The organism is Mucilaginibacter calamicampi (genome assembly GCF_042676765.1).
Classification (GTDB): domain Bacteria; phylum Bacteroidota; class Bacteroidia; order Sphingobacteriales; family Sphingobacteriaceae; genus Mucilaginibacter; species Mucilaginibacter calamicampi.
In genome coordinates, this window is record NZ_JBHTHU010000001.1 from 760051 (window position 1) to 785119 (window position 25069).

A 25069-nucleotide genomic window follows, 5' to 3' on the forward strand; every position below is an offset into this window, starting at 1 on the left:
AAGCTGTTTTGTCTAAAACTCTACATGTTAAAAAGCGCCTGCTACAAAATATATTACCTTGCAGTATGTTTGGTCTGATAAAGAATATCAAATGGAAATACTTTCGTATTGAGTTGTGTTTCTTTATTTTTTTGTCGTACATCATTTCGTTTATAAGTGATCTTGAATACAGTTATCATGTGGAGCACAATGTTGCCAACTTCACTAAACATTTTGAGTATCGTATAGCATTTGGCACATTTGAGATTGCAGCTTACAGCCTTTTCTATTGGGGATTTCTAAAACGTGCTGTATTTAATAAAAAAATAGTACACGTTATACTGGGTATGGCAGTTTTTCTCTTTTTGCAGCATTTAATGCAGTCATACCTCGCCAATTGGGTGGTGAGTAAAATGCCAATCTTTTCATCAGAGTTAAGAACTTATACTGCGAATGCACTGAAAAGCGCAAATATGTCATATTCCATTAATTATCCTTTGATGGTCGTAGCATTTCCGTTAATAGGCTTTACTTTTCTTATCCGTTCGTTACAGCAGGATGAACAAATGAGGGCACTAAAAGAGCAGCAGCTAATGTCGGAGCTTAATTATTTGAAAGCGCAATTGCACCCGCATTTTTTTTTTAACACGATGAATAATATTTATTCGCTGGCGTTAAAGCAATCAAAAGATACAGCACAGGTGGTAGCTAAATTGGCTGATATGATGCGGTATATTTTGTATGAGGCAGATCAAGCCAAAGTTTCTTTAAAAAAAGAAATAGATTTTTTGAGCAACTATGTGGAGGTCGAGCGGATAAGACATGAGCAAAATATCATACAATTTGATATACAAGGCATTAACGAAGTGGCAACGATAGAGCCGCTATTGTTGCTCCCGTTCATTGAAAATGCTTTTAAACATGGACTGGAACAAGAAACAGGAAAGGGCTTCGTGACCATAATACTTTGCGTAATGGAGGACGACATCACGCTGGAGGTTAGCAACAGTAAGGCGACGCTATTGAATCCATCCACCGGAATTGGATTGCAGAATGTTTCAAAGCGATTAGAGCTACTGTATCCCAACGGGCATGTTCTTCAAGTAGACGAAAGAGCAGAGACTTATAATGTTACCCTAACGCTTCAACTGACATGATACGATGTATAATTGTTGATGATGAGCCCTTGGCGCAGGAAGTGATTGAAAATTACATCTGCCGTTTTGCGGATTTGGAATGCGCAGGGATTTGTAAAAATGCTTTAGATGCGTTCACTTTACTGCATCAGGAGCAAATTGATCTGATGTTTCTGGATATTAAGATGCCGGGCATCAATGGACTTGATTTTTTTCGCTCTTTAAAGAATCCTCCGGCAGTAATTTTCACAACAGCATTTGCCAGCCACGCTGTTGAAGGTTTTGAACTGGACGCTGTAGATTATCTGTTAAAGCCAATAACGTTTGAGCGATTTCAAAAAAGCATCAATAAGTTTTTAAAGATTCAGACCATTGAACAGCAGCAAAGCAGAAACTACTGTTATTTTAAGATATCCGGCAGGTTGGTAAAGATGTTGTACGCTGATATATTATATGCGCATTCGGTGAAAGACTATATCCAGCTTTGCACTCCTAATAAAAACTACCTTACGCACATGACGATGAAATATCTCTGCGACTTACTGCCGGCAGATACTTTTATCCGTGTGCATAGGTCTTACCTCGTTAATAAAAATCATATCAACACTGTAGAAACGTCGGCAATAAAAATTGGGGGGGACGCTATACCTGTTGGAAATAATTACAAGAGTAATTTGGATGACCTATAAATTGTGTTATTCCAGTAGGCGTGTCTGCCATCTATGCGGATAACCGGCGCATCGGGACTATTGCGCCTCCATTGTTTGACCTGATATTGTTTGGGTAAGCGCTGTCCTTTGCGGATTTTTTGAAAGCCGCTGCGGTTAATGATGAGTTCGTTTTGGATAATGAGGGTATCATCGGCGATGGAATAGGGGCCTTCGGTGTGATTGATGTAGATGCGAGGGGCTGGCTGGCAGGCGGTGAAGAATAAGCATAAGACCATGAGTTTTTTCATCCTGCAAAATTGGGCCGAGCGAAGTTTGTTTTCTCCACCTTAGAGCTACAGGGGTGTTTTTTTTGCGGCGAGAAAGGCGCTGGTTTTTTGTATCCTATTCTTTTTTCGCCACAAACCAGGAAGCCACAAATGCTGTAAACGTCCCGAAGAGCCCGACACCGGCGGTCATCAGTACCGTCGTCGTCATTTTTTACAGACACCACAGGTCTTGCCATTTTTTGCGCAATGTTTACAGTATTTGCAATTCTTACAGGCTTTACAAGGATTCGCGCCGACGCATGTCGCAGAAGCTGGTTTTTTAGCAGGTTTTGGTTCTGAAGCAGTGGCGAGTGTTATGACAGCCAGCAAAAGTAGAAAGGGTAGTTTTTTCATGATAAGTTGGGTGTTAATTATAAATCCATTTAGGAGACAGATACTTATCCCACATATACCGGCTAAGGGGTCTTAACCTTCTTTCAATATGCACAGGGTGGAAGCCGCTGTCGGTATACAGCTCCAGGCCTTTGCCTGTTTTAAAATACCACACTTTCCCGATCGAATTCGGACTGACGGTGTCGTTTTCTCTGATCAGTTTAAAATGATTGACCTTTAAGGTGTCTAAAGCCAGCACCAGCCTTCCGCTGGATTTTTGATTGCAGGGAATAGGTTCGTAGTGATCTTCCGACCAGTACATACAGGCTCCGCTTAGTTGGGACGTAAGGGAATGAGCGGCCGTGGGTTGGTTAATTGTCCATAGTATATAGGTTCCTCCTATAACTATGACCAAAGCGATGACCAGGATCATGACGCTTCCAACTCTCTTTTTATTAGCGGTTTTCGGTACTTGTGTGACCGAATTCTCCGGTCTGTCTGTTGTCGCAATCAACGGTAATGCTTTGGCTTGATCAGGGACTTCCTTTGGTTCTTCCCTTTTGATTTCAGCACGTTTTTGTACTGATATTGACTCTGGCGGACGAAATTGATAAGGCCGCGGTTCATAATCGATCAGCCAGGCCAAAAGCTCCACGTTTTTATCTTCAGTGCTATCTGTTTTTCCTTTTAAATAACTAACCAGCGGCCTGAACTTGTCCGCGTCGAATTTCCTGATAAGCTGCATGTAATCAACCTCACTGCTTTTAGGGCCAAAAAATGCCTTTAATGTTTTTTCATCCTTCTTTAAAAACCGGTCGTGAAGCACGGCCAGGCATTCATCCCTTAGTTTGCCTGGTGTTGGGTGCAACAGAATAAGAGAGAGTTCATTTGCCTCTCTTTTTTTGTGATAGGTCAGCAGCACTTGTGCTTGATAATCAGGGAACATTCTTCAAAAAATAAAAGTAAAGCTAAAGGAATTTTTGGAATCTGCAAGGTGTAACCGGAATCTTTCCGGAACGATCGGAATTACCGGAATCGCTTGCAAATAAGCGGTTTAGTCCGCTATACATTTGCTTTCGAAATCAGTTAACGGGTTTCACAAAGGCAAAGAAAGCGGAGGCTGCTATCCGGCTTGGGAAGCGGCGACGCTGCTTCCGCGATCGATGCCATTCCTTCCCAAAAAATGTAAGAAGCGCTTCTTACGCGATTTGCAGAGCTGCTGCCCGGGCGGTCCGGGTAGCCTGCAGTTTAGTAATTCTTAATTTTTTGAAATCATGTTTTATCTGTTTTTTGCATTATTTATGGCATTTGCATCGCCATCCCATCATACTAAAAAGAATTGCCAGGATACTACCGTAACGACACAAGGTGATACCGGGAGCGACGACGGTGATGATACCGGCGGTGACGGCGGGCACACGCCACCGGATTAACAATAAAATTGTTGATGGTAAGGCAGGTTTATCCTGCCTTACTTTTTGCTATCTTTATGCCAAAACCTGGGCTTGAACAAGTTATTATATTTTTTACTGATAGCGATCAACGTGTTGTGTTCCTGTCGCAAGAAAGAGACACCTCCCGTCATTACTAAAGATCCCGATTATATAAAAGCGAAATCATTCCTTCACCGGCAAAATGATTCTGCGTTTTATTATTTTAACCGGGTTGTGAACAGGGTAATGGACAGCCTGCAGGTGGCCAATGCCTACAATTATATGGCCACGATGCAATCCGATGTCGGCGATTATTATGGCAGCCAGGAAAGTCTGTCAGCCTCCCTGAAATTTTTAAACGCTGAAAATGTAAAGCACCGCCGAAGCCTTGCATCCAATTACAACGAACTCGGTTTGACCAGTATTAACCTTCGGAATTATGATGCGGCCGTTGGTTTCTTTGACAAGGCGATCTTTTTTACCGCTGACAGTAATTTCAAATTAATTTATTTAAATAATAAAGCGCTGGCTTATCAGAAGCAAAAGGATTATGCGAGAGCGCTGGAAATTTACCATGCTATCATCAGGAAAACGACCGATAAGGAGACCTTTGCCAGGATATTGACCAATATGGCCACCACGAAATGGCTGAACGATCTGTCCTATAATGCGGCTCCGGAATTGTTAAGTGCATTGGAAATCCGCCGGCAGGAACAAGACCGCTGGGGCCAGAATTCGAGTTATGCCCATCTGTCGGATTATTACACCACCATCAGGCCGGATTCCGCTTATTACTTCGCATTGAAAATGTTCGATGTGGCGCATGGGCTTGGTAGTCCCGACGACCGGCTGGAGGCCCTGGAGAAACTGATCAGGGTAGGACCGTTACAGGAAACCAGGCAGTTTTTCAAGACCTATCATCAGTTAAGCGATAGTTTGCTTACTGCACGGAATGCTGCCAAAAATCAGTTTGCATTTATCCGCTATGAAGTGGAGAAGAACAAGGCAGATAACCTGACGTTACAACAGGATAATACGGAAAAAAAATATCAACTCTTAAAGCAACAGGTATTGCTCTATTTCGCATTGATCGTTATTATCATCGGAGCGTTTTGGTATTGGAAAAGGAAAAAGCGGCTGGAACAGGAAAAACAAGAGGCTATACGGGAAAGCCGGTTAAGAACATCAAAAAAAGTGCATGATGTGGTTGCCAACGGACTGTATAGGATCATGTCCGAGCTTGATCACGACAGTGACCTGAATAAAACAGCATTAGCCGATAAGATCGAAGACCTTTATGAAAAATCGCGCGATATCTCTTATGAGAAAGTGCCATTTTCCGCCGGTCTTTTTCATGACAGCGTAACAGAATTGATTTCCTCATTTGCCAATGACAGCATCAAGGTTGTACTTGTTGGTAATGACGTAGCTTTATGGGAAAAGATGAGTCCGACAGCACTATTCGATGTCGAGCACATTTTACAGGAATTGATGGTCAACATGAGGAAACACAGCCGGGCGACCAGGGTGGCTATCCGCTTCGAACGGCAGGATGATAAAATCATTATTTATTATACCGACAATGGCGTTGGTATGAAAGACGGAGTTTCCTATAAAAATGGCCTGACGAATACGGGAAACCGTATTAATAGTTTGCAGGGGACAATTACATTTGACACCAATATACAGCAGGGGCTAAAAATTCACCTAACCTTTCCTGTTGCTTAAATGGATAAAGATGTTCAAAAGCGTACTTATAGCTGAAGATCACGAAAGCGCCAGCATTTCGGTGCGAAAAACCCTGGCGGATCTTGGCGTAGCCCATGCCGATTATGTTTATTATTGCGACCAGGCTTTACAGCGTATCCGCAAAAACGCGCAGAGCCATCAACCCATCGAATTGCTGATCACGGACCTGTATTTTGAAGAGGATCATAACCAGCAGCAGATCAACGGTGGGGTGCAACTGATTAAAACAGCTAAACAGGCACAGCCCAATCTGAAAGTGCTGGTTTTTTCCGCGGAGCCTAAGGCAGCCGTGATCGATATGCTTTTTAATGAACTGGGCATCAACGGTTATGTACGTAAAGCGAGGCACGACGCGCAGGAACTCAAACTGGCCATCGAAAATATTTATCGAAATAGACAGCATTTTCCCGCGCACCTGAGACAGGCCGTCAAACAAAAGAATGCTTACCAGTTCACAGATTTTGATATCACCATTATTTCCCTTTTATCTAATGGTATGCTCCAGAAGGATATCCCTTCCTATCTGCAAAAGAACAATATTAAACCCTCTGGTTTAAGCAGCCTGGAGAAACGCCTTAACCACATTAAGGAAACACTGGAATTCTCCAAGAATGAGCAACTCGTGGCCTTTTGCAAGGACATGGGTATCATTTAAATTCCCTTATAAAAAAGTTTCTTGCTTTACGGTTTCCCGTAAATATCCCTCCTTGCGGTACAATACTTTTGAATGGTAATCAATTAAACTATTTAAACCACAATCGCAATGGAATATAAAGTAGTACCCTTCGTGGCAACACTGGACCAAAAAAAAGAGACCAGCAGCACCGTTGCCCTTCAATTGGAAAATTTGATCAAACAGTACACCGATAAAGGCTGGATGTATATCCGACTGGAAAGTGTTTCGACCTACGTACAACCTGACGCAGGCTGTTTCGGAATAGGCGCGAAACCGGGAGGTATGACAGCTTATCAAATGGTGGTTTTTAGTAAGAACGGCCATGAAACAGGCGCTGCTGCTGCTCATTAGATTTTATTGGCGGATTGTGCCGGCAGGTGAAAGAAGGCCATGTATTTTCCGGACCAGTTGCTCTCTGCATGTTTTCCAGGTGACACAGGCGGAGGGGTGGTTAAATGGAATAAGGGCGTTCAGCTTTCGCCTCCGGAATTGCAGGGCTGGCTTTGAGATTTTTCATCATCCGGTCAACGATAGTAAGCAAATGATATTGCCTAACGGACAGTTAATCGGGGCAGAAGATATCGCTGAAAGATTTTTGGAGAATTGATGATGAAGGCAGCCGTGCTATTACCGTTTTTATTCGCTAGCATGAGTTGCAAGGATACGACCGTGTATGTCTGTGACAGCTCTAACGCCAAAAAGTATCATTACAGCGCAACCTGCCGCGGTTTGAGCAATTGTACCTACCGCGTAGTTAAAAAAACCATGAAGGAAGCAAAAAAGCAAGGAAGGACATTGTGCAGATGGGAAGATTAAATCAACAAAGGAATTTTATGCCATTTAGAATTACATGTATTAAAATATAACTCTGAACCTTATCACAATGGATATTTTACACACGCTTTTAGGAGACGACATTCAGGCTGGTCTGCTCATTATTCTTAACCTCATCGTAATCGAAAGCCTACTTTCGGTAGACAATGCCGCCGTATTGGCGACCATGGTGATGGACCTGCCAAAGGAACAACGGAGCCGCGCCTTGAAATATGGTATCATCGGAGCGTACGTAATGCGGGGTATTTGCCTGTTGTGTGCAGCCTGGTTAGTGCAAATATGGTGGCTGAAGCCCTTGGGAGGACTTTATCTGCTGTACCTGGCTTTCGATTATTTCAAAGGGAAAGGGGCTGTCGGTGATGATGAAGGAGAAACGGTCAATAAAGAAAAAAGTTGGTTATACAGAGCGACGGTGGGTTCGATCGGGACATTCTGGGCGACAGTCGCCCTTGTGGAGGTCATGGACCTGGCATTTTCCATTGATAACGTTTTTGCCGCGGTCGCATTTACCGACCATATCTATCTGATCTATATCGGGGTTTTTATCGGAATTCTTGCGATGCGTTTCGTAGCGCAGGCATTCGTCAGGTTGATCGAACGTTTCCCTTTTCTGGAAACTGTTGCCTTCCTCGTGATCGCGGTATTGGGTTTAAAGCTTTTCGCTTCACTATACGCGCACTTCTATCCTGCATCCGCAATGACCACCATCCTTAATAGTCACAAGGCCGACATTTTTGTATCAGTCTTTACCGTAACCGTTTTCGTGCTACCGGTGCTGAGTTCACTTCTTTTCAATTTTCCTAAACGCAAACTTGTATGAATAAAATTTACGCTTTTATCTTAATTTGCCTCATTACCTCTTGCAACGGTGACGGCGATGATCCCTTAGCCGGTGTCGATCTATACGGCCCAACAATGCCGGCAAACCTGACGGCGTACAATGACCTGAAGACCCATTCGGGTCATATGAAGCCAGGTGCCCCTGCTATGTATGTTGATTTTTCAGCAGGGATGTACACCGCCTTCGGAGCGCCTATCATTAAAGACTTGATGTCACAATGCTTCAATACCGTGTTGGCGCGCAAATTTTCGGTCTTTAGATTGGCAGAAGGACAAGTCCAACCCTTGCAAGTCAGTAATGGCACGGAACTGGGTCAGATCGTCAATGATCCGCAAAATTATCGTGATGTTCGGGCACCGATACAAGCCGCGGTGGAAAAGATCGTGGCAGAAAAAAGCGATGCCTTGCTGATCACTGACTTCGAGGAATGGCAGAACAATGCCGAAGTTACCGGCACCGCCTATCTGAAGATTGCGTTCTCCAAATGGTTAAACGATAGTAACTCCATTTCATTTTTTATTGCAGACTATAAGGAGGGAAAAGTAGACAAGCATGTTTACTTCACTGTTTTTACTTATGGAAGGTCAATCGGTACCAGTCTGATAGACAAACTCCGGCCGAAATTAGTGACGCTGCCAAAGCTTGATATGGCCACCGACGCTTATTTGCTGAGCACCGACTACCCAGGTGCGAAAACGGGAGGCCTCTTCCGTGATACGAATGGTAAAGATGAGCAAAGTCAAAATGTGCTTGACCTTCGCCCCGAGTACCTTAACGGACTTGAACAGCATAAACCATTTGAATACTATCCGCTGGGATTGAACTGGGCGACCATAGATGAAACCAGAAAAGACTATGTGCAGCAAGGACAGTTCCATGACCTTTTCCGGAAATTATATATCGATCTGAGTAATACAGACAGTTACCGCTACGACAAACTGGAAGTAAAAGCCTATGATATTACGCACGATTTTGAGCACTATGCCAGGTCAAAGGAAGTGAAAAAGCACAAACCCGCCATTGTTAAAGGTGCGAATGGTGAAGACAAGATTTCCGACAAGGAAACGGATCTTATTTCATTGACCTGTTATAACGCGGATGGGTCTGTAAAACCCCCGTTTCAATACGAAGCGACCGAACCAAAATCGTTGGATGACGCTTTCGTCCTTAATCAGAACTTGTTGACCAATACCACCCGTACCGACTCTAAAAAGGGAGAAATAGGCATTGCATTCTCACAACAATTCGCGCCGGATAAGGTATCAGGCAGTCTGACCAAAATCGTCCTTACCCTCCGCGAAGCATCGGTCAATACGGCTAACCCGGTACTGGATAAATTCAGGTGGATCAATAAAAACGGGGTACCTAATACCGGCCTTTATGACTCTATAAAAAGCACCCTCGAGGAAGTGAAACCCCGGGACAAAACGATATACACTTACTATATAAAAACTACTGAATAAACACCATGGAATCAATTACCGCTTACGTTATTTCGGCTATCACGGCGCTGGTACTCTTAATTGTCGCTACCATAATCGCCACTGTTATCAATTACGAAGGCGGCAGCCGCCCAAAAGACGCGTCAAAAAGGCGCCGCTGGTTTTGGACCATAGCTGCCTTGAATCCCGCCGTTATTTTTTTGCTGGGTTATTATGTTTTTAAGCCCACGGCCAATATCATGGTCGTCAACCGCTACGTCCATGCCCTGAGCATCGGCACAGCAGTAGGGTTCGTGCTATACATCCTGCTGGGGTTCGTATTGAGTAAAATTTATAAAAATGGCAAAGTAGGCCATTGGTTTTAACCACTAAAATGATGGATAAATTATTTGTAATCGCCGTTGGCGGTACAGGCATGCGCTGCTTGGAATCGTTTGTGCATCTCTGTGCCATCGGCATGTTCGACAGCCGGGAGATCGAGGTGCTAACCCTCGACACCGACCAGACCAATGGGAACAAAGGAAAGGTGGAAGAATTGATCCGTTTATATAACCGGGTCAAATCCTCGGACACCAATGAAGGGGGCACACCGAATGTCAACACCTTTTTCTCTACCAAACTGAATCTGTACCGGTTTTTTACCAATTATTCTGGCAAAGGCAGGGAGAACTATAAAAACCTTTCCAAACTGTCCACCGGGTCAGCAGAGCAGCAGCGCGACAATAAATTGCTTTCAGATCTGTTCCTGGATACCCGGTCCGTACAGGAATTTAATCTCGCCCATGGTTACCGCTCGCAAACGCATTTGGGCTCCTTACTCATGTATCATGGCATTGCCGAAGCAGCCAAAAATATCGCCAAAGGCGTGTACGTATTGCCACAGGAAAAGGAATTGGAACAGTTTATCGCTAAACTGGAAAAGGCCGGAGAACATGCCAGGGTATTTGTATTCGGGTCGGTGTTTGGCGGTACCGGTGCGTCCGCAATACCGGTCATCCCCAAAGCATTACAGGATTTTGTCCGGATTCGTTCGGCGGGAGCTTCCAGTATCGATCTGAGCCGCACGAAATTTGCCGCCACTTTGCTGACCGAGTACTTTACCTTCAGAAAACCGGATGACAAACAGCGTTCGACCAAAGAAGACAGTGTGATCGCTGATGCCTCATTTTTTCCGCTGAACAGCCAGGCGGCGCTGCAGTTCTATCAAAGCGACCCGACGGTCCAATGTTCTTATAAACTGTTGTACCACATTGGCTGGCCGGTTGAAGGTAAGCGGGCCGATGAGGGCCAGGACAACGGCAAAACCATAACCGGGGGCGCAGAGCAGAAGAACGGTTGTCATATTACCGAATTAATTTCAGCCTGTGCCGCATTCGACTTTTTTACCCGCAGTTCACACCTGGACAGTGCACGGGCGGAATATCTTTATAAGGCAGTGGCGTTTAGCAATAACGCGTTCAGCTTTACTGCAGATGATTTTGTCGGCAACCTGGACCGGGCAGGCGAGGTATTCGCCAACAAACTGGGCGCATTTTTCTCGCTGGCCCATATCTCGCTTACCGCCAATGGTGGTGCCCGCGGCGAAGCCGGTATCAAAGCGTTCATCAACTTGCTGCAAAAGCAGAAGATAGATCAGTATGAAGCCATTAATGAAACCGAGTGCGCTGACATTAACGATTACTTTAAGCACTTCGCGTATAGCTTCGATAAGGATAAATTTATACCTGGCTGGATCTACCAGATCCGCAATTCCATCGCGCCGGGGAGTTTTATTTTCAACAACAAAGCCTTCCCGGATAATCTGGCCGAACTCAGCAAGCTCGACGTCGGTACGATATTTTCTGATGATAAATACCACTGGCCAAAAAGCCTGATCAGCAGCCGCTACGATATTTTTGTGAAAAAGCTGATCGATTCCGGCCCTTCCGAACAGCAAAAAGTGAATACTACCAAAGAAAAATTTCTCGCGCATCTCTATAACGCCATTTCCAATTCCCAGGGTTTCCACCTCAACTAAACGAACCACCAGCCATGCCCAACCAAATCAAAGCATTAGTTATCAAAGTCAAACCGGCCACGGAACCCCAGGGTGTCGCATTCGCCTGGGATAAACTGCCACAGCTGGAAGTTTTCACCAGGAGTATCCTTATCCCGGAGATCGCCGTAGATCAGCAGGGTAACTCAGCGGTCAATATCGGTTCCATTGTGTCCGGTATGCCAACCGTCTTTGCCCGTGCAGGTCTATTTGACAACGCTTTGATTAATGTACAAAGCAAGGATACGGACGTTTCCGGGCTGCTTTTATTTTACCGTTCCCTGATCAGCGAGTGGAAAGGACTAATCAGCTGCCTGGCATTAAATTATAAAGACATAGGTGTTCAGCGAATTCAGCTGGCCTATTCAGATGGGTTACTGACCGGCGAAACCGATAATATTTATGAACCCAAGGGCGCATTCGGCAATGCTTTATTTGAACGAAAACCGCTATGGTGCGACCAATCATTAGCGAACAATGCGGAGAAGATCCCGTTTATTGACGTCATCTCCTATAAAGGCCAGGTGCTGGGCGGTACCTCGCCGGAATGTTTGCTGTTTACCTCGGTTTCATACCAGCTCGCCGAACGATTGCCTTTTGTGAATGTCAGTAATGGCAGACTGACCGATCCATTGCGGTCCGAGCTCAAACCAGAGGAGCTGTTCAAGATCTATGGTTACGCGAAACATATCCTGGAAAATATCGAGGGATTCAGGAACCAGTTCAGTGGCCTGCCCGAAGCGATCCGCCCCGGCTACAGCGCTGTTGCTGCGGTGATCAGTGAATGGATGGATGAGATGGTCGCGTACCAGCGGGCTAAGAATTTCGCTAAACTGGAACAGCAAACCCCGCCCGAAGTCGGCGCATTGTTCCTAGAACCGTATGGGAAATTGTTTAATTATTCTACTATCTTATATGGCTCCGAAGGGGTGATCTCATCTGATGCTACTTCCGATTCGAGTATTGCATTCGATCCAAAAGATTTGCTGTTGCCGGAAGCCACCGAGATCGTTCAGTTTGACTTTGGGCGCTCCGGGCTTTCGACTAGGTACTATCTTCAGGACAAGCCCTTCTTACTGCTCGCTGCAGAAACCAAAGGCCAACCGAATAACTTTGCCTACTTTTCTCTTCCGCTCACGCCGCTGGCACTGAATGTCTTCGGGGCGAACCTCGACTCGCTCGCCGGGCTGACAGATGCCGCCAACGTCAAATCAAGGCTCACCGCTATTTATGACCCCGGCCAGCAGGACGGTGAAAAACTGATCGTCCAGCTTAAGCTGATCACCGATAATGGCAATGAGATCATCAAACAAGTGGTCTACAATGTGACCCGCGATACGATCATGGGCCGGGATATCCTGATCTGGCCGAATTTTATTTCCAAACAATGGGGAAGATATTTTTTATACTCGGAAATTCCGCATAATGATGCCAAGTTTCAGGCGACGCCGTTTATCGGCAATGTGAATGACGACTTTTTCAGGATAGCCCTGGATGAGAATGGTGCCCCCATATACCTTGCCGCTAAAGGACGGGTAACGAATCTGGAGCATTACCCCGGAATTTCCACCAGTTTGCATCTGTCTTCGAATAATGCGGTGGCTGACAATAAATATAAATACGAGATCTACGAAAGTAACCAGCCTTTTAAGGGTGTTAAATTCTCCCATGCGGGCGTGGATTGCGGTTTCGGGATCATTCGCTATACAGGTGCGGTTAGCAGCCGGACATTGCCGGTAAATATGCTCAGTTCAATAAGGAATCTATCGCCGGCATTTCTTGGCGTTGATTTCGGCAGTACCAACACTTCGGTCGCCTACTGGTCGGAAAATGCCGGCAAGGTCTCCGACCAGTTAAAGCTGACGAATAAGCGGGTGTCGTTGCTGGGCGATGATAATAAGAACAATGATGAACGACCGGCCGTGGAAGACGAGATATTTTTCTTTCAGAATGATGAGATCATTACCAATTCCATTAAATCGGTCCTGACACTCCACGATACGCGCAGGGTAGTAAATGAAACGGGTGTGCAGCAGGATTCCTTGTTGTCCCAGCCGGTCAAAGGCGGCTTCCCTTGTTTTGAAAAGAACCTGCCTATTGATACAGCTGAAGATAACCGTTATTTCCTGAGTTATAACCGGGTCGGTACGGCGGAACTGGTTTATAATATGAAGTGGTCCACAAGGGCGTTGGATAAGAGTTATAAGACGGCTTATTTGAGTTCCCTGCTTTTGCATGTCTACGCCCAGCTGTTCATCGAAAATCATGAACCCCATACTTTAAAATGGTCTTATCCCTCTTCGATGGGCAAGACGATGCTGAATGAATATCGAGCGATCTGGGATTCACTGATCAGTATGAATCCTTTGAATAGTTCCGTTAAACTCAAGACCCACCGTCCGTCAGACCTATCCGATATTGGGAATACCGATGGCTCCGCCTGGGGCGCACCCGAAGTTACGCCGTCTGCCTGGGGTAGCTCCCGGGAAGAAACGGCCTGGTCGACCCCGGTAACGCCTCAACCGGTATCGGGCTGGGATCAACCTGGTGCGACCAAAACGGACGAGATCGATATTCCGACAGACGCGGGGCCAATTCAATTTGATTTTGAGGCCTTACAGGACAACGAGTCGCTTTCGGAGGCTTGCGCAGTGGCCAATTATATGCTCCGGCCGAACGACGGTTATGCGGTCAGTCAGGGAGAATTGCTGTTATGCTTTGACATAGGGGGTAGTACGACCGATATCACGGTAATATCTGATCTTGGGAAAGGCAAAGCCATGATCAAACAGAATTCAATTCGTTTTGCGGCCGAGCGGCTTGCGCAAGCGACGAAAAGTTCACCTAATTTTAAAAAGGTGTTACTGAAAATGTGCGAGCAAAAGCGGATCTATATACAAGGGCTGAATAAAGGGGACGATAAGTTTTCATCCAATACGGCGCCCTATTATTTTGAACAGGTGGTGGACCGCCTTGCGGCTGCAGATTTTGAAAGTTTTTACCGGCTGATCGCTGCGGAATGTAAGGAAATGATGAGTGTCAATCTGTACATTACCGGTCTGATCATGTTCTATGCGGGCCAGTTGGTACACAAGCTCAGGGCCGAGATCGTCCGTTCTGTGGATGCTACGCCCCTGGTCAAGGATACGCCGCCGAGGATCAGGATCGCGTTTGCCGGAAAGGGCGCGCGCATATTTGACTGGTTCAGTGCGGTGGATGATAAGGCGGCGAATGATTATTACACCCAGATGTTTTTACGCGGGATCGGAGGCGAAGCAGTAGCCCGGGAGACGATTGTTCCGGTTTCGCTCCATCCTTTGAAGATCATCGATATCAATTCTCAAAAGGATAAGGATAACTCCGATGTCAAATATGAGGTGTCTAAAGGGCTGGCGATCCCTACCAGCCAGACCCGCATACTGGTCCCAAGGAATAAACAGGCCATTGAGATTCTGGGAGAGGAAAATTTCTGCATTGTCCGGTCCGGCGGAAAAGTGGAATACCTGGCTTCTACCAACTCGATCATACCGGAGATGGTGGAACACATCGGCTCACACTTCCTGTACCGGGTAGAACCAGGCAGACAGCCCTGCCCCCGGTTTATGGACTTTGCTGACCTGTTCTACAAAGTGAGCTCTTCCATGTTTGGTCTCCGTATGACCCCGGCCGATTTCATGACCGGATTCCAGGATATGAATATCGAGAATTATATCAAGGCGGAACCGGAGTTCGTGGAAGCCCGGAAGAGGAAAACGATAGAACAGAAAAAGTTTGATTATGTAGCCCCGATCATCATCCTGGAGGGTATGAAGTTTTTTGAGAAACACTTGTTGCAAGGCATAAAAACAAACGGAGGATGAATTATTGTGTCGTAGTGAAAGTCTCCAGGCGATCGGTCGCCTTTTGGTACCAAAGTGATGGCAAGCGGTACAGCCCGCTCCTGATGAAGGGTAATCATGTGGTCCCGCTTTACTTTCACGTCGAAAACAACCAGTTTGATTTTGGGGCCGGTGCGCGGGATCGTTTCTTTCAACATGACCCCCATGCCTATGGCGATTATTTTGAGCTGATCAAGGATCCAAGCCAACATTTTACGCTGCACAATAGTGCCAAAAGGGTGAAGCAATTACTGTATTACGGAATTGAGCAGTTTTTATCTCATTTCCTGAATACGGTACTTTATAAAAGCGATGCCATTGAGTCGTACCGGGCTGCTTTTCCGTTGAAATTTATTTTTGAACCTGATATTGCCGAGCCCGAACGTAACCTCGTCGCCGGGTTATTCACAGAGGCGGGTTACCGGGCAGTATCGGTGCTGAGTTATAGCAATTTGTTGCTGGAACACCTGCGCCACGATAATTTTATAGGGAAGAAGTACGCGGTATTGATGTTAACCGGCTTAGCGGATAATTTGTACCTGGACCTTTACGAAAAAGGGGCTGAAACGCCCGTTGCGGCCAGCATGATTCCGCACAAGGGCGCTGACCCGCGGATCAATATTCTGGCCGGGATGATCGTCGGTTATATACAGGAACAAAACTCCTATCTGAGTTTGGATACAGAGCGGGAGATCGCCGGATTACTGCCTCAATGTGCGGCGCTGTTGGCGGAGAATAAAAGGATCGTCACCGGTGAGGCTGAACTGAGCAACGGTAGCAAATTCTGGTTTCGGATCAATTTAAAAAGCGTAGAGGATAGTTTGCAGTATTATTCCGGAGACCTTATCGTTTCAACGGCAATAGATGAGCTCCTACAAAGTTTGGGCATAAGAACGGATGAATTGATCGTATTGCTTTGTAGTGAGCAGATTATGACGTCGTATTTCACAGATCGCCTGCTGAAACCTTATCCGAATGTAAAGAACGTCACAACTGTTCATATCGATGGGGCCATGCAGCTTATTTTCAGCAAAGTGCCGCCGACAGCGCCAGCACCGGCGCGGCCACTGTTTCCGCCGAAGCTACCACCATTGCCCGACCCTAAACAGGCCATCAAGCAGCCGCCACCGATGCCGGCAGCTAAAAATCCGACCAGTGAAAAGCCCAGAACGGTCATTCCGCCGCCACTGCCGCCAATTAGGAAAAAAACTTAATTATTAAATGATTATGGCTATACAATTACAAAAAAAAGTACCCGTATCACTGGATAAAGTGGATGGCGGCCCCAAAAACATTATTGCTGGTTTAGGTTGGGATCCGGAGGTGGTCAATGGTCATCCGGTCGATCTGGACCTCTCCCTGTTCATGATGGGTGCGAATGGAAAACTGTTGACGGACGAATATTTCGTTTTTTATAATAATCCGGCGAGTCCTGACGGCTCGGTATTTTATCCGGGTGACAGCCGTGCCGGCGATGGAGACGGCGATGATGAGATCATTACGATAGACCTGCAAAAAATGAATGAACAGGTCGAGTTTTTATATATCGCCGTGACGATCGATCAAGCAGAAGAAAGAGGACATCATTTCGGGCACGTTAAAAACGCTTATATCGGTATCCGGAATGCAGGTAATAACAGCGTGATGTGCACGTACCAGCTGAACGAAAATTTTGCGCAGGAGGACTCGCTGATCATCGCGACCATCACGCGGAATGGCGGGGTATGGGACCTCGAAGCGGTCGGACAGGCGTTTGCAGGTGGACTCGGCACTTTAGTGGAATTATATCAATAAAAAATCATCAAAATATGGCAAGTTTTAACTTAAACAAAGGTGAGCGATTTTCGCTCTCCAAAGCGGCACCGGGTTTATCTCTGGTCAAGATCGGTATGGGCTGGGACCCGAATGACCAGCCTGGCGGACCCGAGTTCGATCTGGATGTTTCCGCATTCGCGATCGGTTCTGATTTTAAAATTCCTTCAGATTCCTATTTCGTTTTTTACGGACAGGTCAGAATGGGAAATTGTATCAAAGACGCGGTCGAGAAGGACCTTGACCGGCCGATAACACAGGATGGCGCTATCATTGGTGCTATTGATGATCCGGATGGCCGCCGCAGCGACGGTGACGACGATGAGGATATGCTGATCGATCTGAACAAAGTAAACCCTAAGGTGGAGCAGATCATCATTTGCTGCACCATTTGCAAGTATCCCAACGACAATAAAAAGGACAGGCGGACACTGGATTTGAATTTCGGGCAGGTGGAGGATTGTTATATCCGGATCGTTGACCAGAATACCGGTGCGGAGATCATGCGCTACGACCTGAAAGACCAATACACCAATGAAGACGCGGTAGAATTCGGCAGACTGTTCAGGGTAGGCAATAGCTGGGAGTTTGAAGCGATGGGGCGTGCCCATACCGGCAGCTTGCAAACTTTAGTAGATATGTACACCTAAACCTTACGATTATGTCATTCAATCTTAACAAAAATGAAGGGTCTGCGGACGCTTCAAAAAAATCGACTTTCGACCTGTCGAAAAGTGATCAGGAAATACTGGCACAACCGGCGAAAAGCCACATGGGCTGGTATACCCTCATCGCCTTAATGGTGATCGGCGCGTTGATTTGGTATTTTACCAGACCGGAGGGCGTGGTTAGCGAGCCGAGAAAAGTTGTAACTGAAAATACAACGGTTGCCGATACAACCCAACCGGTGACGGTAGCTTCGCCTCAGGCAATAGCTAGTAATGTTTCTTCCGATGCGCCTGTTTTGGCCGCTTCCTTTAATGCAGGATCGGTAGCTCCGCAGATAGAAGAAGATCTGCTCGCTATCACCAAAAGTAAGGTTAAAGCAGGGCTCAAGATCTATGTACAGGGTTATGCCAGCAGCGAAGGGCCTTATAGTGTCAATCAAAACATATCCCAGGCAAGGGCCGACGCTTACAAATCATTTCTCGTTAAAAATGGGATTCCCGCGGACAGCATTATCGCAGTAGGTAAAGGAATAGCAAGCCCGATCGCTGCGAATGATTCTGAAGCAGGCCGGGCAAAAAACAGAAGAGTAGAAGTTTTATTTCACTAGTTTATAACGAACAATAAACATCATTATGAAAGTAAAAATTTCATGTATTAACAAAAATAACCGTCAAAGTGCGCATGAACGCATAGCGTATGTTGGTGGCTATCACAATGGCTCGCGATGGAAGTTGTCGTTAGCTGATGCCATCACCGGCATCGAAAAAGGAGAATACGCTTTTTATACAGAGGTAAATGGCCATGTCAGAAACGTAATTGTCGCTACCAGAAACGGCGTTAAATACTTAAAAACGGAAGCGGATAATGATACTCCGGACAATTTACTTAGTCTGGCGGAATGTCCGGCTTAATGATATATTATAACAAAAGTCATTATGGATTTCAAAGACCAAATACTACAGTTAGCGGCGCGTGTAGAAAAGCTGTTACCACAACTTCAGACCGAGGAAGCGACCAAAAATGCGCTCATTATGCCTTTCATCCAGGTATTGGGCTACGATGTGTTCAATCCCTTCGAAGTGAACCCGGAATTTATCGCGGATATCGGTATCAAGAAAGGCGAGAAAGTGGATTATGCGATCATGAAAGAGGGGGAGCCCACGATCCTGATCGAGTGTAAGCATCATCTGGAAAAACTGGACCCGCATAATTCCCAGCTGTTTCGGTATTTTCATACGACCAAAGCGAAGTTTGGTTTGCTGACGAATGGTTTGAATTATCGGTTTTATACAGACCTGGAGGAGAAGAATAAGATGGATAGTACGCCATTCTTTGAGTTCAATATTACGGAGATCAAGGAAACGGAAATGGTGGAGCTGAAGAAGTTTCATAAGTCGTATTTTGATGTGGAAAGTATTACCAATACGGCCAGCGAACTCAAATATCTGAATGAGCTGAAAACTTTGCTGAATAAGGAGATGGTGACGCCGTCCGATAATTTTGTTTCGTTTTTTACTAAACAAATCTATTCGGGTGTCTTAACGGCCAGGGTGAAGGAACAGTTCGGGCCGATCATTAAGCGTTCTTTTAATTTACTGATCAGTGATGCGATCAATGAGCGGCTGAAGTCGGCGCTGAACCAGGAGAAGCAGCTGGAGGTGACGGAGGCGGGTAAGCTGGAAGAAAAGGCGGAGCCGGTTTCGAATATTGTGACAACGGCAGAGGAATTGGAGGGATTCTATATTGTGAAGTCGTTGTTGAGGCAGCATGTGGATGCGAAGCGGATCACTTTCCGGGATGCGCAGTCTTATTTCGCGATTTTACTGGATGATAATAACCGGAAGACGATCTGTCGTTTGTATTTGGGGTCGGCTAAGGAGTATTTTGTGGTTTTGGATGAGGCGAAGAAGGAGGTGAAGTATGAGATTCAGTCGCTGGATGGGATTTATAAATACGCTGATGAGTTGTTGGCGGCGATTGGGAGATTGGAGAAGGTGAAGGCTTAATGGATGGGTTATACGTGTGTGTACCTGTGCAGGTTAGGATGATGTCAAAGAATTCATTTACATTTGAAAATATAAACCTTTGTTTTTCAGTAATATCTCATGGCTTTATTCTATCGATTGTTCCTGGCATTTAATTCAACTTTCCTGATCATCATCGTGTATTTGATCAAGGAAAGCTACAAATTGAACATTTTGGCTTCTTTTTCGAGATACTATTCTTGGGTACTGTTTCTGTTGCTTCCGGTTATCTTAACTGCTATTAGTTTTTGGGTGGCGAAGTTATTGGCGACAGATGCTATTAACGATTCATCAGTTCGCGAAATTGAACTTGCAAACAACTCTTTTTTGCCGACGTATTTAGGCTATTTTTTCGTTTCCTTAGGTATCGAAGACGTTCCTACGTTAGTCGTTGTATTCTTAATCATTTATGTATTTACATTTCTTTCTCAAAGCCTTTATTTTAATCCAATTTTTTTACTCTTCGGATATCAGTTTTATTTCATCAAAACAGCAAGTAACATAAAAGTTTTTTTGATCACACGAAAGGCCCTGAAAAAACCTGGCGATGACGGCTTTGACAATCTGAAACGTATTAACGATTACACTTTTATTGATATGGAATAATATGAACTATCTATTAGCGAAAGTAAAAAGAAAGCAAAACCTGTTCAGGTTACTTTCCACGGATGATGATATCTACAGTCTACCTGAAACTTTGGATAACGGTGTTGTGTACAACCCGGAGACCTTACTTGAAGAAGAAGAATGGTATAAATATGAGAACTTTTCGACCTCAGTGTATACGATGGCGTTTTTAGCTGACAATTTTGATTCAGTGAACTTCAATCAAATCTCGGACGCTGATACCAAGAAAATCTCATTTATATGTTCGGTTCAAGACGAACTATATTTTTTCCAAAACATCAGTACCAACATGCTTATTCGGAAGAAATGGTTTTCCCTGGATGAACTTTCTATTGAAGTTGATAAGCCCATCATTACGATCAATAAGGAGGCGGATGCTATCTATGATAAAGCTACCGATATTTTATATTTCAGAAAATTGTCTGCGGCGAATGCAATTTTTCGAGGGATGGATTTGCTGTATAGAGAAGCCACTGAGGCCGAAACCCAAACCTTCTTAGAGAGCGATTTTTTGGAGATGAGAAATGGCTTTGATGCTGAGGCCGTCAAGATTCCGAATCGTAAAAGGATTGCAATGGTGATGGATACATTGAGCCGTTATGACGCTACTCAGAAAGCAAACATTTTTGAATATATCCAGGAATACTGCAATGTACCGTTCACCGCTGATAAGTTTGAAATTGAAACAGAAGATGAACTTAAGCTGGTGCTATATGGCATAGAGCAGCGCTTTTATACAACTTTGTTGGGTAACGAGAAAAGAATAGCGAATTCAATTATAACACTTTCATAGGGTAGGTTGCGGAAAATCGATCTTTGGGAGGTAACGTTGATTAGTTATTTTAGCGATGGGCACGAGTTGGGGAGGTGGATCTATGATTTGTTTGATCAGGAGGGTGGTGGGAGTTTATAGAAAAGATATTGCTTTCGTTTTTCTATACGGGCTATCTAAAATATCACGGTCACGTGTAACAATCATCCAGTCTTTTCGATTTGCTAGTTCTATAAAGTAAGCATCATTATAATCACAATAGTTTGTATTTTCTAAAATTGTTTTCATATCAATTTGTTGAAAATCGTCTGGAAATCTGTCACAGAATTTAATCGCGTTGTTGGTTGCAGATGTTAAAATCTTAATGTCTTCTTTATAAGTTTCACTGGGGCGATAATCTTTTTTTAAGGAGATATCAGGTTTTTGGTTGCTATTTTTATACTTGAAGTCTTCAAAAAAATCTTTTAAAATCTTGTTTTGAAATTCAGAAATTACTAACGATGTGATGTAGAATGATGATCCAATGGTTTTCGCCGACTGCAGAAACCTAGTTACCGACTGTTGTAACTTTTCATTATAGTTCCCTATAGGAGCAAATGCATAAAGCAAGATACTATTATCTATAAAAATGTGACTATTGGATTTAGGTTCAAAATCCTTGTAATGAATAACTTCAGTTATCGCCATACAAATCGTTCATTCGCTGATCAAAAGCTTTTTGATCACTAAAGTATTCTTTAGCACGATCTATAACTTTCTTTAATAAAGCTCTATCTTCAACAGGTAGATTGACAATTTTTAAATGTTCGTTTAGTTCATCGGGTCCAAAAGCATGGTATAGTTGTCCAATTGCAACATTTAAAAAAGCAGAACTCATTACTTCAACGTCCCGGAAATCAAGTTTTATATCTTGTTTGCCAGAAAGGGCCTTATGTATTTCAGTAAATAAAACTCCACCCGCATCTGTACTTAGAGCTGTATTACTTCCAAGGATATCTTTAACTATCAAAATCATGATTTTAATGCAAATTTATTAAAAAATATTGTTCCAATCGTTTTCTTCTGACTGTAAAATGTAAAAATTAGGGTCTGTAAGTAACAACTCAATTGTAACTATTGTTCCCGGAAAATCTAATGCGAGCAAATCTTCAGTAATAATTCCATCATGAATCTCAACTAGGCCATTAGATGATAGTATCTGTAGTTTTCCCTTATTTAATTTGATCAACGATTGAACTAACTTCAAACCAAGTCCACCCGGTATCGCCGATGTCTTGGTAGTATTGCCTTCGGTAAGAGCCCATTTGATTGCCTCTGGCCCCGAAAAGTTTTGATTCAAATGATTGTTGACGTTTGCTTTTATTGTTTTTCCTAAGTCAGCTAAAGTTAGTGTTAATTTTGGGACTTTGCGTAAATTGAATTGCCCACAACAATATACATGTTCGCATCCTCCATGAGTGTGTGCATTTAAACAGATCTCAAATATATTTCGAATGATCTCTTTTTGAACAAGGTCACTCATGCGAATCATATTTTCCTTTCCGAATAGTTCTTTTCTAAAAAATCTATTAGCAATCACTTCGTCTGACATTTTGAACCGAGCGTACGGCAGGCTGGTTGCAAATGTTTTAGGTATTTCTACCGCTGTCGAATACCTACCCAAAAATCCGTTTCTACTAAAAGCCCCCCTCAAGTTTCCCTTTAGCTCTTGAAAATGAATTCTATTATTTCTATCCTTTAATGATTCAATTATATTTCCTAATACTGCGCACAGGTTTCCTTCAAAAAATTTACATTTTGTGAAGTTAAAAATGATGTCGTTATTGATACTTAAAAACGAAGTTGCACATATATATGCCAAAAATTCATAGCCAGATGAATTACTAGTGACTTCTTCCGGTACTGCGTATTCAAATGCTTGCAATTAGTCTTGAATTTAAAGCGTTCAAATTACCGAATAAAGTTTACTGTACAAACAACTTAATCATAATAACCAAATGAATCACCACCCCCAACTTCGTCCTCAATACCCTCAACGCATTATTTACCTGCTTGGAAACGTTATTCTCCGAAACGTTCAATTTTTCAGCGATCTCTTTATAAGTTAAGTTTTCTTTCCGGCTCATTTCAAATATGAGCCGCATTTTGGGTGGGAGTGCCTGTATTTCTTTTTCTATATAGGTTTTGAGTTGGTTTTCTCTCAGGCGGTGGTCGGTAGGAGGGCTGCTGTGGGTGTTTAAATAGGCTTTCAGTGACTCCAAGTGTTTGGTTTTGACTTGTTCGTGGGCGAAGAGGTCGAAGATTTTATTTCTTACGGCTGTGTAGAGGTAGCCGGCGAGGTTGGATTGGGGAAGGTTAGTTTCGCGGTTGAACCATAGGGTGGTGAACACGTCTTGTATGATGTCTTTGGTTTGTTCTTCGTCCTGGAGTTTTTTGTAGGCGTGGGTATAAAGGAGGTAGAAGTAGCGGTGGTAGATTTCGTTATAGGCGGAGTGATCAGACTCGCTGAGGAGGTTGAGGAGATCATTGTCGCTTGCTTTTTGAAGAGGTGCCATTCTGCCGAACCATTTCTTAACGCATAAATCGCAGAGTCGAAAAATGGAAACAACAAAGGCGTGGAACCCACTTACCGCTTTAGAGGCCGTAGGAGGCCAGGAAACGAATAAGCAGGCCCACGCCTTATAGCGTGGGCACCTGCACTTACTCTCCCGTTTCCTTTTGAAATTCCTACGTTTCTAAAGCGAGACTCTAAGTGCGAGTACCTCTAAAATTTTGAAGTATTCGCAAAGTTATTTTATAAACATCAAACCAAACCTTGTTTGAATATTTGTATATACTTTCTAAACAAGTGTAAAGAAAATCTATCTAAAATCAAAATAATTGTTTCGTTTATCTAAACAGGTGTACTTTAAATCTTAATACTCGTAAAGAATTAAAGTTTAATGACAGAGCTGGGTCTATTTTTAACAAAGCGATCGGTAAATAAGGCTGAAATAGCTAGACGCACCGGCATAAGTAAAGCGAGAATTACCCAACTCTCTAATAATACAAAAACCAAGTTAACCGCAGAGGAACTTTTTAAAATAGCGTTGTCGATAAGTATCAAACCATGTGATCTATTGATGGAAGTTTGTGGCAACATAAAACTTGCCGAGTAATACCCTTAATCTTTCTTGCAAAAACGTAATAAATAAGTAACGGAATAATTTTTTGACTTCCACAAATAGCGAAGTAAACTTCTATCTCGTATCAGAAAACCATACGCTGTTCAATGATAAGGAAAAAGATACTAGAAGACTTAGAATCTTTTACTACAGCCATAATCTTAGATGGTCTTTTTATTTCATTTTTTTTTCAGATCTGGTAGAATTAACAACTTAACAGTCCGACCGAATCTTGAAGAATATCAATGAAATGGATGGCATTCGTTGAGAATGTTCAGTTATCATTTCTTGATTGTATAAATGCATAAAGCGAGAATTCTATTATGTCGAAGTTTTTTCGATAATTGAAGGCAACACCCACAAATTTGCATCTAGCTCATTCTTGAAAATAAATCTGGTAAATCAACAATAAACCTGCCTTTACAATTGTTTACGTCGCTATTAAAAACTAAATTAGCACGGTATGCGTATTAAATAGCATAATATGAAAATAAATCGTATCAAAATTGTATTAGCAGAACACTCAAAAACGAGTAAATGGTTGGCTAAAGAACTGGGCAAAAGCGAAAGTACAGTTTCCAGATGGTGTACAAACGAAATACAGCCGTCGGTAGAAACACTAGCGCAAATCGCAAGAGTGCTGCAAATTGATATCAAGGTACTATTGAATTCCACACTATAATATAAAA

28 protein-coding genes are annotated in these 25069 nt (G+C 43.8%); 23 read left to right on the forward strand and 5 right to left on the reverse strand.

Features of this window, described 5'->3' with window-relative positions; genetic code table 11:
• The first annotated feature begins 65 nt into the window (after window positions 1-65).
• From ACFQZS_RS03465 to ACFQZS_RS03475, 3 genes are all read left to right on the forward strand, one after another.
• Window positions 66-1136 (forward strand): sensor histidine kinase, encoded by a 1071-nt coding sequence (locus ACFQZS_RS03465; RefSeq protein WP_377097322.1) that lies wholly within the window; start codon window positions 66-68, stop codon window positions 1134-1136.
• Window positions 1133-1804 carry a LytR/AlgR family response regulator transcription factor gene (locus ACFQZS_RS03470; RefSeq protein WP_377097324.1) on the forward strand — a complete coding sequence of 224 codons (672 nt, stop codon included), beginning with the start codon at window positions 1133-1135 and terminating at the stop codon, window positions 1802-1804. Before ACFQZS_RS03465 ends, ACFQZS_RS03470 begins: the two co-directional genes overlap by 4 nt.
• 119 nt (window positions 1805-1923) lie before the next feature.
• On the forward strand, window positions 1924-2049 hold the full coding sequence (locus tag ACFQZS_RS03475) for a hypothetical protein (protein WP_377097325.1): 126 nt from the start codon (window positions 1924-1926) through the stop codon (window positions 2047-2049).
• Window positions 2050-2458: 409 nt separating this feature from the next.
• Here the strand turns inward: ACFQZS_RS03475 and ACFQZS_RS03480 are convergent, their stop codons facing one another.
• Window positions 2459-3370 carry a hypothetical protein gene (locus ACFQZS_RS03480; protein WP_377097327.1) on the reverse strand — a complete coding sequence of 304 codons (912 nt, stop codon included), beginning with the start codon at window positions 3368-3370 and terminating at the stop codon, window positions 2459-2461.
• Window positions 3371-3698: 328 nt separating this feature from the next.
• Here ACFQZS_RS03480 and ACFQZS_RS03485 point away from each other — a divergent pair, with 328 nt between their 5' ends.
• The 18 genes from ACFQZS_RS03485 (at window position 3699) to ACFQZS_RS03570 (ending at window position 21237) form a co-directional block, all read left to right on the forward strand.
• Window positions 3699-3857 (forward strand): hypothetical protein, encoded by a 159-nt coding sequence (locus ACFQZS_RS03485; protein ID WP_377097329.1) that lies wholly within the window; start codon window positions 3699-3701, stop codon window positions 3855-3857.
• Between the two features lie 72 nt (window positions 3858-3929).
• Complete coding sequence (locus ACFQZS_RS03490; protein WP_377097331.1) at window positions 3930-5585, forward strand: tetratricopeptide repeat-containing sensor histidine kinase; 1656 nt, start codon at window positions 3930-3932, stop codon at window positions 5583-5585.
• Window positions 5586-5595: 10 nt separating this feature from the next.
• A complete protein-coding gene (locus ACFQZS_RS03495; RefSeq protein ID WP_377097333.1) occupies window positions 5596-6261 on the forward strand; it encodes a response regulator in 666 nt (221 codons plus the stop codon).
• Between the two features lie 108 nt (window positions 6262-6369).
• Entirely contained in the window at window positions 6370-6633 is a 264-nt protein-coding gene (locus ACFQZS_RS03500; RefSeq protein WP_377097334.1) for a hypothetical protein, read from the forward strand.
• Window positions 6605-6889: a membrane protein insertion efficiency factor YidD gene (yidD, locus tag ACFQZS_RS03505; protein ID WP_377097336.1), complete on the forward strand. Its 285-nt coding sequence runs from the start codon at window positions 6605-6607 to the stop codon at window positions 6887-6889. Before ACFQZS_RS03500 ends, yidD begins: the two co-directional genes overlap by 29 nt.
• Before the next feature lie 276 nt (window positions 6890-7165).
• Window positions 7166-7936, forward strand: coding sequence for a TerC family protein (locus tag ACFQZS_RS03510; RefSeq protein WP_377097338.1), 771 nt, complete (start codon window positions 7166-7168; stop codon window positions 7934-7936).
• A gap of 305 nt (window positions 7937-8241) precedes the next feature.
• A complete protein-coding gene (locus ACFQZS_RS03515) occupies window positions 8242-9420 on the forward strand; it encodes a hypothetical protein (protein ID WP_377097340.1) in 1179 nt (392 codons plus the stop codon).
• 5 nt (window positions 9421-9425) lie between these two features.
• The gene (locus ACFQZS_RS03520) at window positions 9426-9764 is read left to right on the forward strand and encodes a hypothetical protein (protein ID WP_377097341.1); all 339 of its coding nucleotides are present in this window, start codon (window positions 9426-9428) and stop codon (window positions 9762-9764) included.
• Between the two features lie 11 nt (window positions 9765-9775).
• Entirely contained in the window at window positions 9776-11416 is a 1641-nt protein-coding gene (locus ACFQZS_RS03525; RefSeq protein ID WP_377097342.1) for a hypothetical protein, read from the forward strand.
• A gap of 14 nt (window positions 11417-11430) precedes the next feature.
• Window positions 11431-15294, forward strand: a complete 3864-nt coding sequence (locus tag ACFQZS_RS03530) for a hypothetical protein (protein WP_377097344.1) — start codon at window positions 11431-11433, stop codon at window positions 15292-15294.
• A gap of 83 nt (window positions 15295-15377) precedes the next feature.
• Window positions 15378-16526: a hypothetical protein gene (locus tag ACFQZS_RS03535; RefSeq protein ID WP_377097346.1), complete on the forward strand. Its 1149-nt coding sequence runs from the start codon at window positions 15378-15380 to the stop codon at window positions 16524-16526.
• A 13-nt stretch (window positions 16527-16539) separates the two neighbouring features.
• A complete protein-coding gene (locus tag ACFQZS_RS03540; RefSeq protein WP_377097348.1) occupies window positions 16540-17106 on the forward strand; it encodes a TerD family protein in 567 nt (188 codons plus the stop codon).
• A 14-nt stretch (window positions 17107-17120) separates the two neighbouring features.
• On the forward strand, window positions 17121-17774 hold the full coding sequence (locus ACFQZS_RS03545) for a TerD family protein (RefSeq protein ID WP_377097350.1): 654 nt from the start codon (window positions 17121-17123) through the stop codon (window positions 17772-17774).
• Between the two features lie 11 nt (window positions 17775-17785).
• Window positions 17786-18400: an OmpA family protein gene (locus ACFQZS_RS03550; RefSeq protein WP_377097352.1), complete on the forward strand. Its 615-nt coding sequence runs from the start codon at window positions 17786-17788 to the stop codon at window positions 18398-18400.
• A 25-nt stretch (window positions 18401-18425) separates the two neighbouring features.
• Window positions 18426-18704, forward strand: a complete 279-nt coding sequence (locus tag ACFQZS_RS03555; RefSeq protein ID WP_377097354.1) for a DUF3892 domain-containing protein — start codon at window positions 18426-18428, stop codon at window positions 18702-18704.
• Window positions 18705-18728: 24 nt separating this feature from the next.
• The gene (locus tag ACFQZS_RS03560; RefSeq protein WP_377097356.1) at window positions 18729-19799 is read left to right on the forward strand and encodes a type I restriction endonuclease; all 1071 of its coding nucleotides are present in this window, start codon (window positions 18729-18731) and stop codon (window positions 19797-19799) included.
• Window positions 19800-19898: 99 nt separating this feature from the next.
• Window positions 19899-20423, forward strand: coding sequence for a hypothetical protein (locus ACFQZS_RS03565; protein WP_377097358.1), 525 nt, complete (start codon window positions 19899-19901; stop codon window positions 20421-20423).
• A 1-nt stretch (window position 20424) separates the two neighbouring features.
• Window positions 20425-21237: a hypothetical protein gene (locus ACFQZS_RS03570; RefSeq protein ID WP_377097360.1), complete on the forward strand. Its 813-nt coding sequence runs from the start codon at window positions 20425-20427 to the stop codon at window positions 21235-21237.
• A gap of 114 nt (window positions 21238-21351) precedes the next feature.
• Here ACFQZS_RS03570 and ACFQZS_RS03575 read toward each other — a convergent pair whose 3' ends face one another.
• The 4 genes from ACFQZS_RS03575 to ACFQZS_RS03590 are packed head-to-tail and all read right to left on the reverse strand — an operon-like array spanning window position 21352 to window position 23771.
• Window positions 21352-21903: a PIN domain-containing protein gene (locus tag ACFQZS_RS03575; RefSeq protein WP_377097362.1), complete on the reverse strand. Its 552-nt coding sequence runs from the start codon at window positions 21901-21903 to the stop codon at window positions 21352-21354.
• Complete coding sequence (locus ACFQZS_RS03580) at window positions 21890-22231, reverse strand: STAS-like domain-containing protein (RefSeq protein WP_377097364.1); 342 nt, start codon at window positions 22229-22231, stop codon at window positions 21890-21892. Before ACFQZS_RS03580 ends, ACFQZS_RS03575 begins: the two co-directional genes overlap by 14 nt.
• Window positions 22232-22249: 18 nt before the next feature.
• Window positions 22250-23140: a hypothetical protein gene (locus ACFQZS_RS03585; protein ID WP_377097366.1), complete on the reverse strand. Its 891-nt coding sequence runs from the start codon at window positions 23138-23140 to the stop codon at window positions 22250-22252.
• A gap of 40 nt (window positions 23141-23180) precedes the next feature.
• Entirely contained in the window at window positions 23181-23771 is a 591-nt protein-coding gene (locus ACFQZS_RS03590; protein ID WP_377097368.1) for an RNA polymerase sigma-70 factor, read from the reverse strand.
• A 387-nt stretch (window positions 23772-24158) separates the two neighbouring features.
• On the opposite strand from ACFQZS_RS03590, the gene ACFQZS_RS03595 reads away from it, so the two are divergent.
• On the forward strand, window positions 24159-24374 hold the full coding sequence (locus ACFQZS_RS03595) for a helix-turn-helix domain-containing protein (protein WP_377097370.1): 216 nt from the start codon (window positions 24159-24161) through the stop codon (window positions 24372-24374).
• 490 nt (window positions 24375-24864) lie between these two features.
• Window positions 24865-25062: a helix-turn-helix transcriptional regulator gene (locus tag ACFQZS_RS03600; protein WP_377097372.1), complete on the forward strand. Its 198-nt coding sequence runs from the start codon at window positions 24865-24867 to the stop codon at window positions 25060-25062.
• Window positions 25063-25069: the final 7 nt, after the last annotated feature.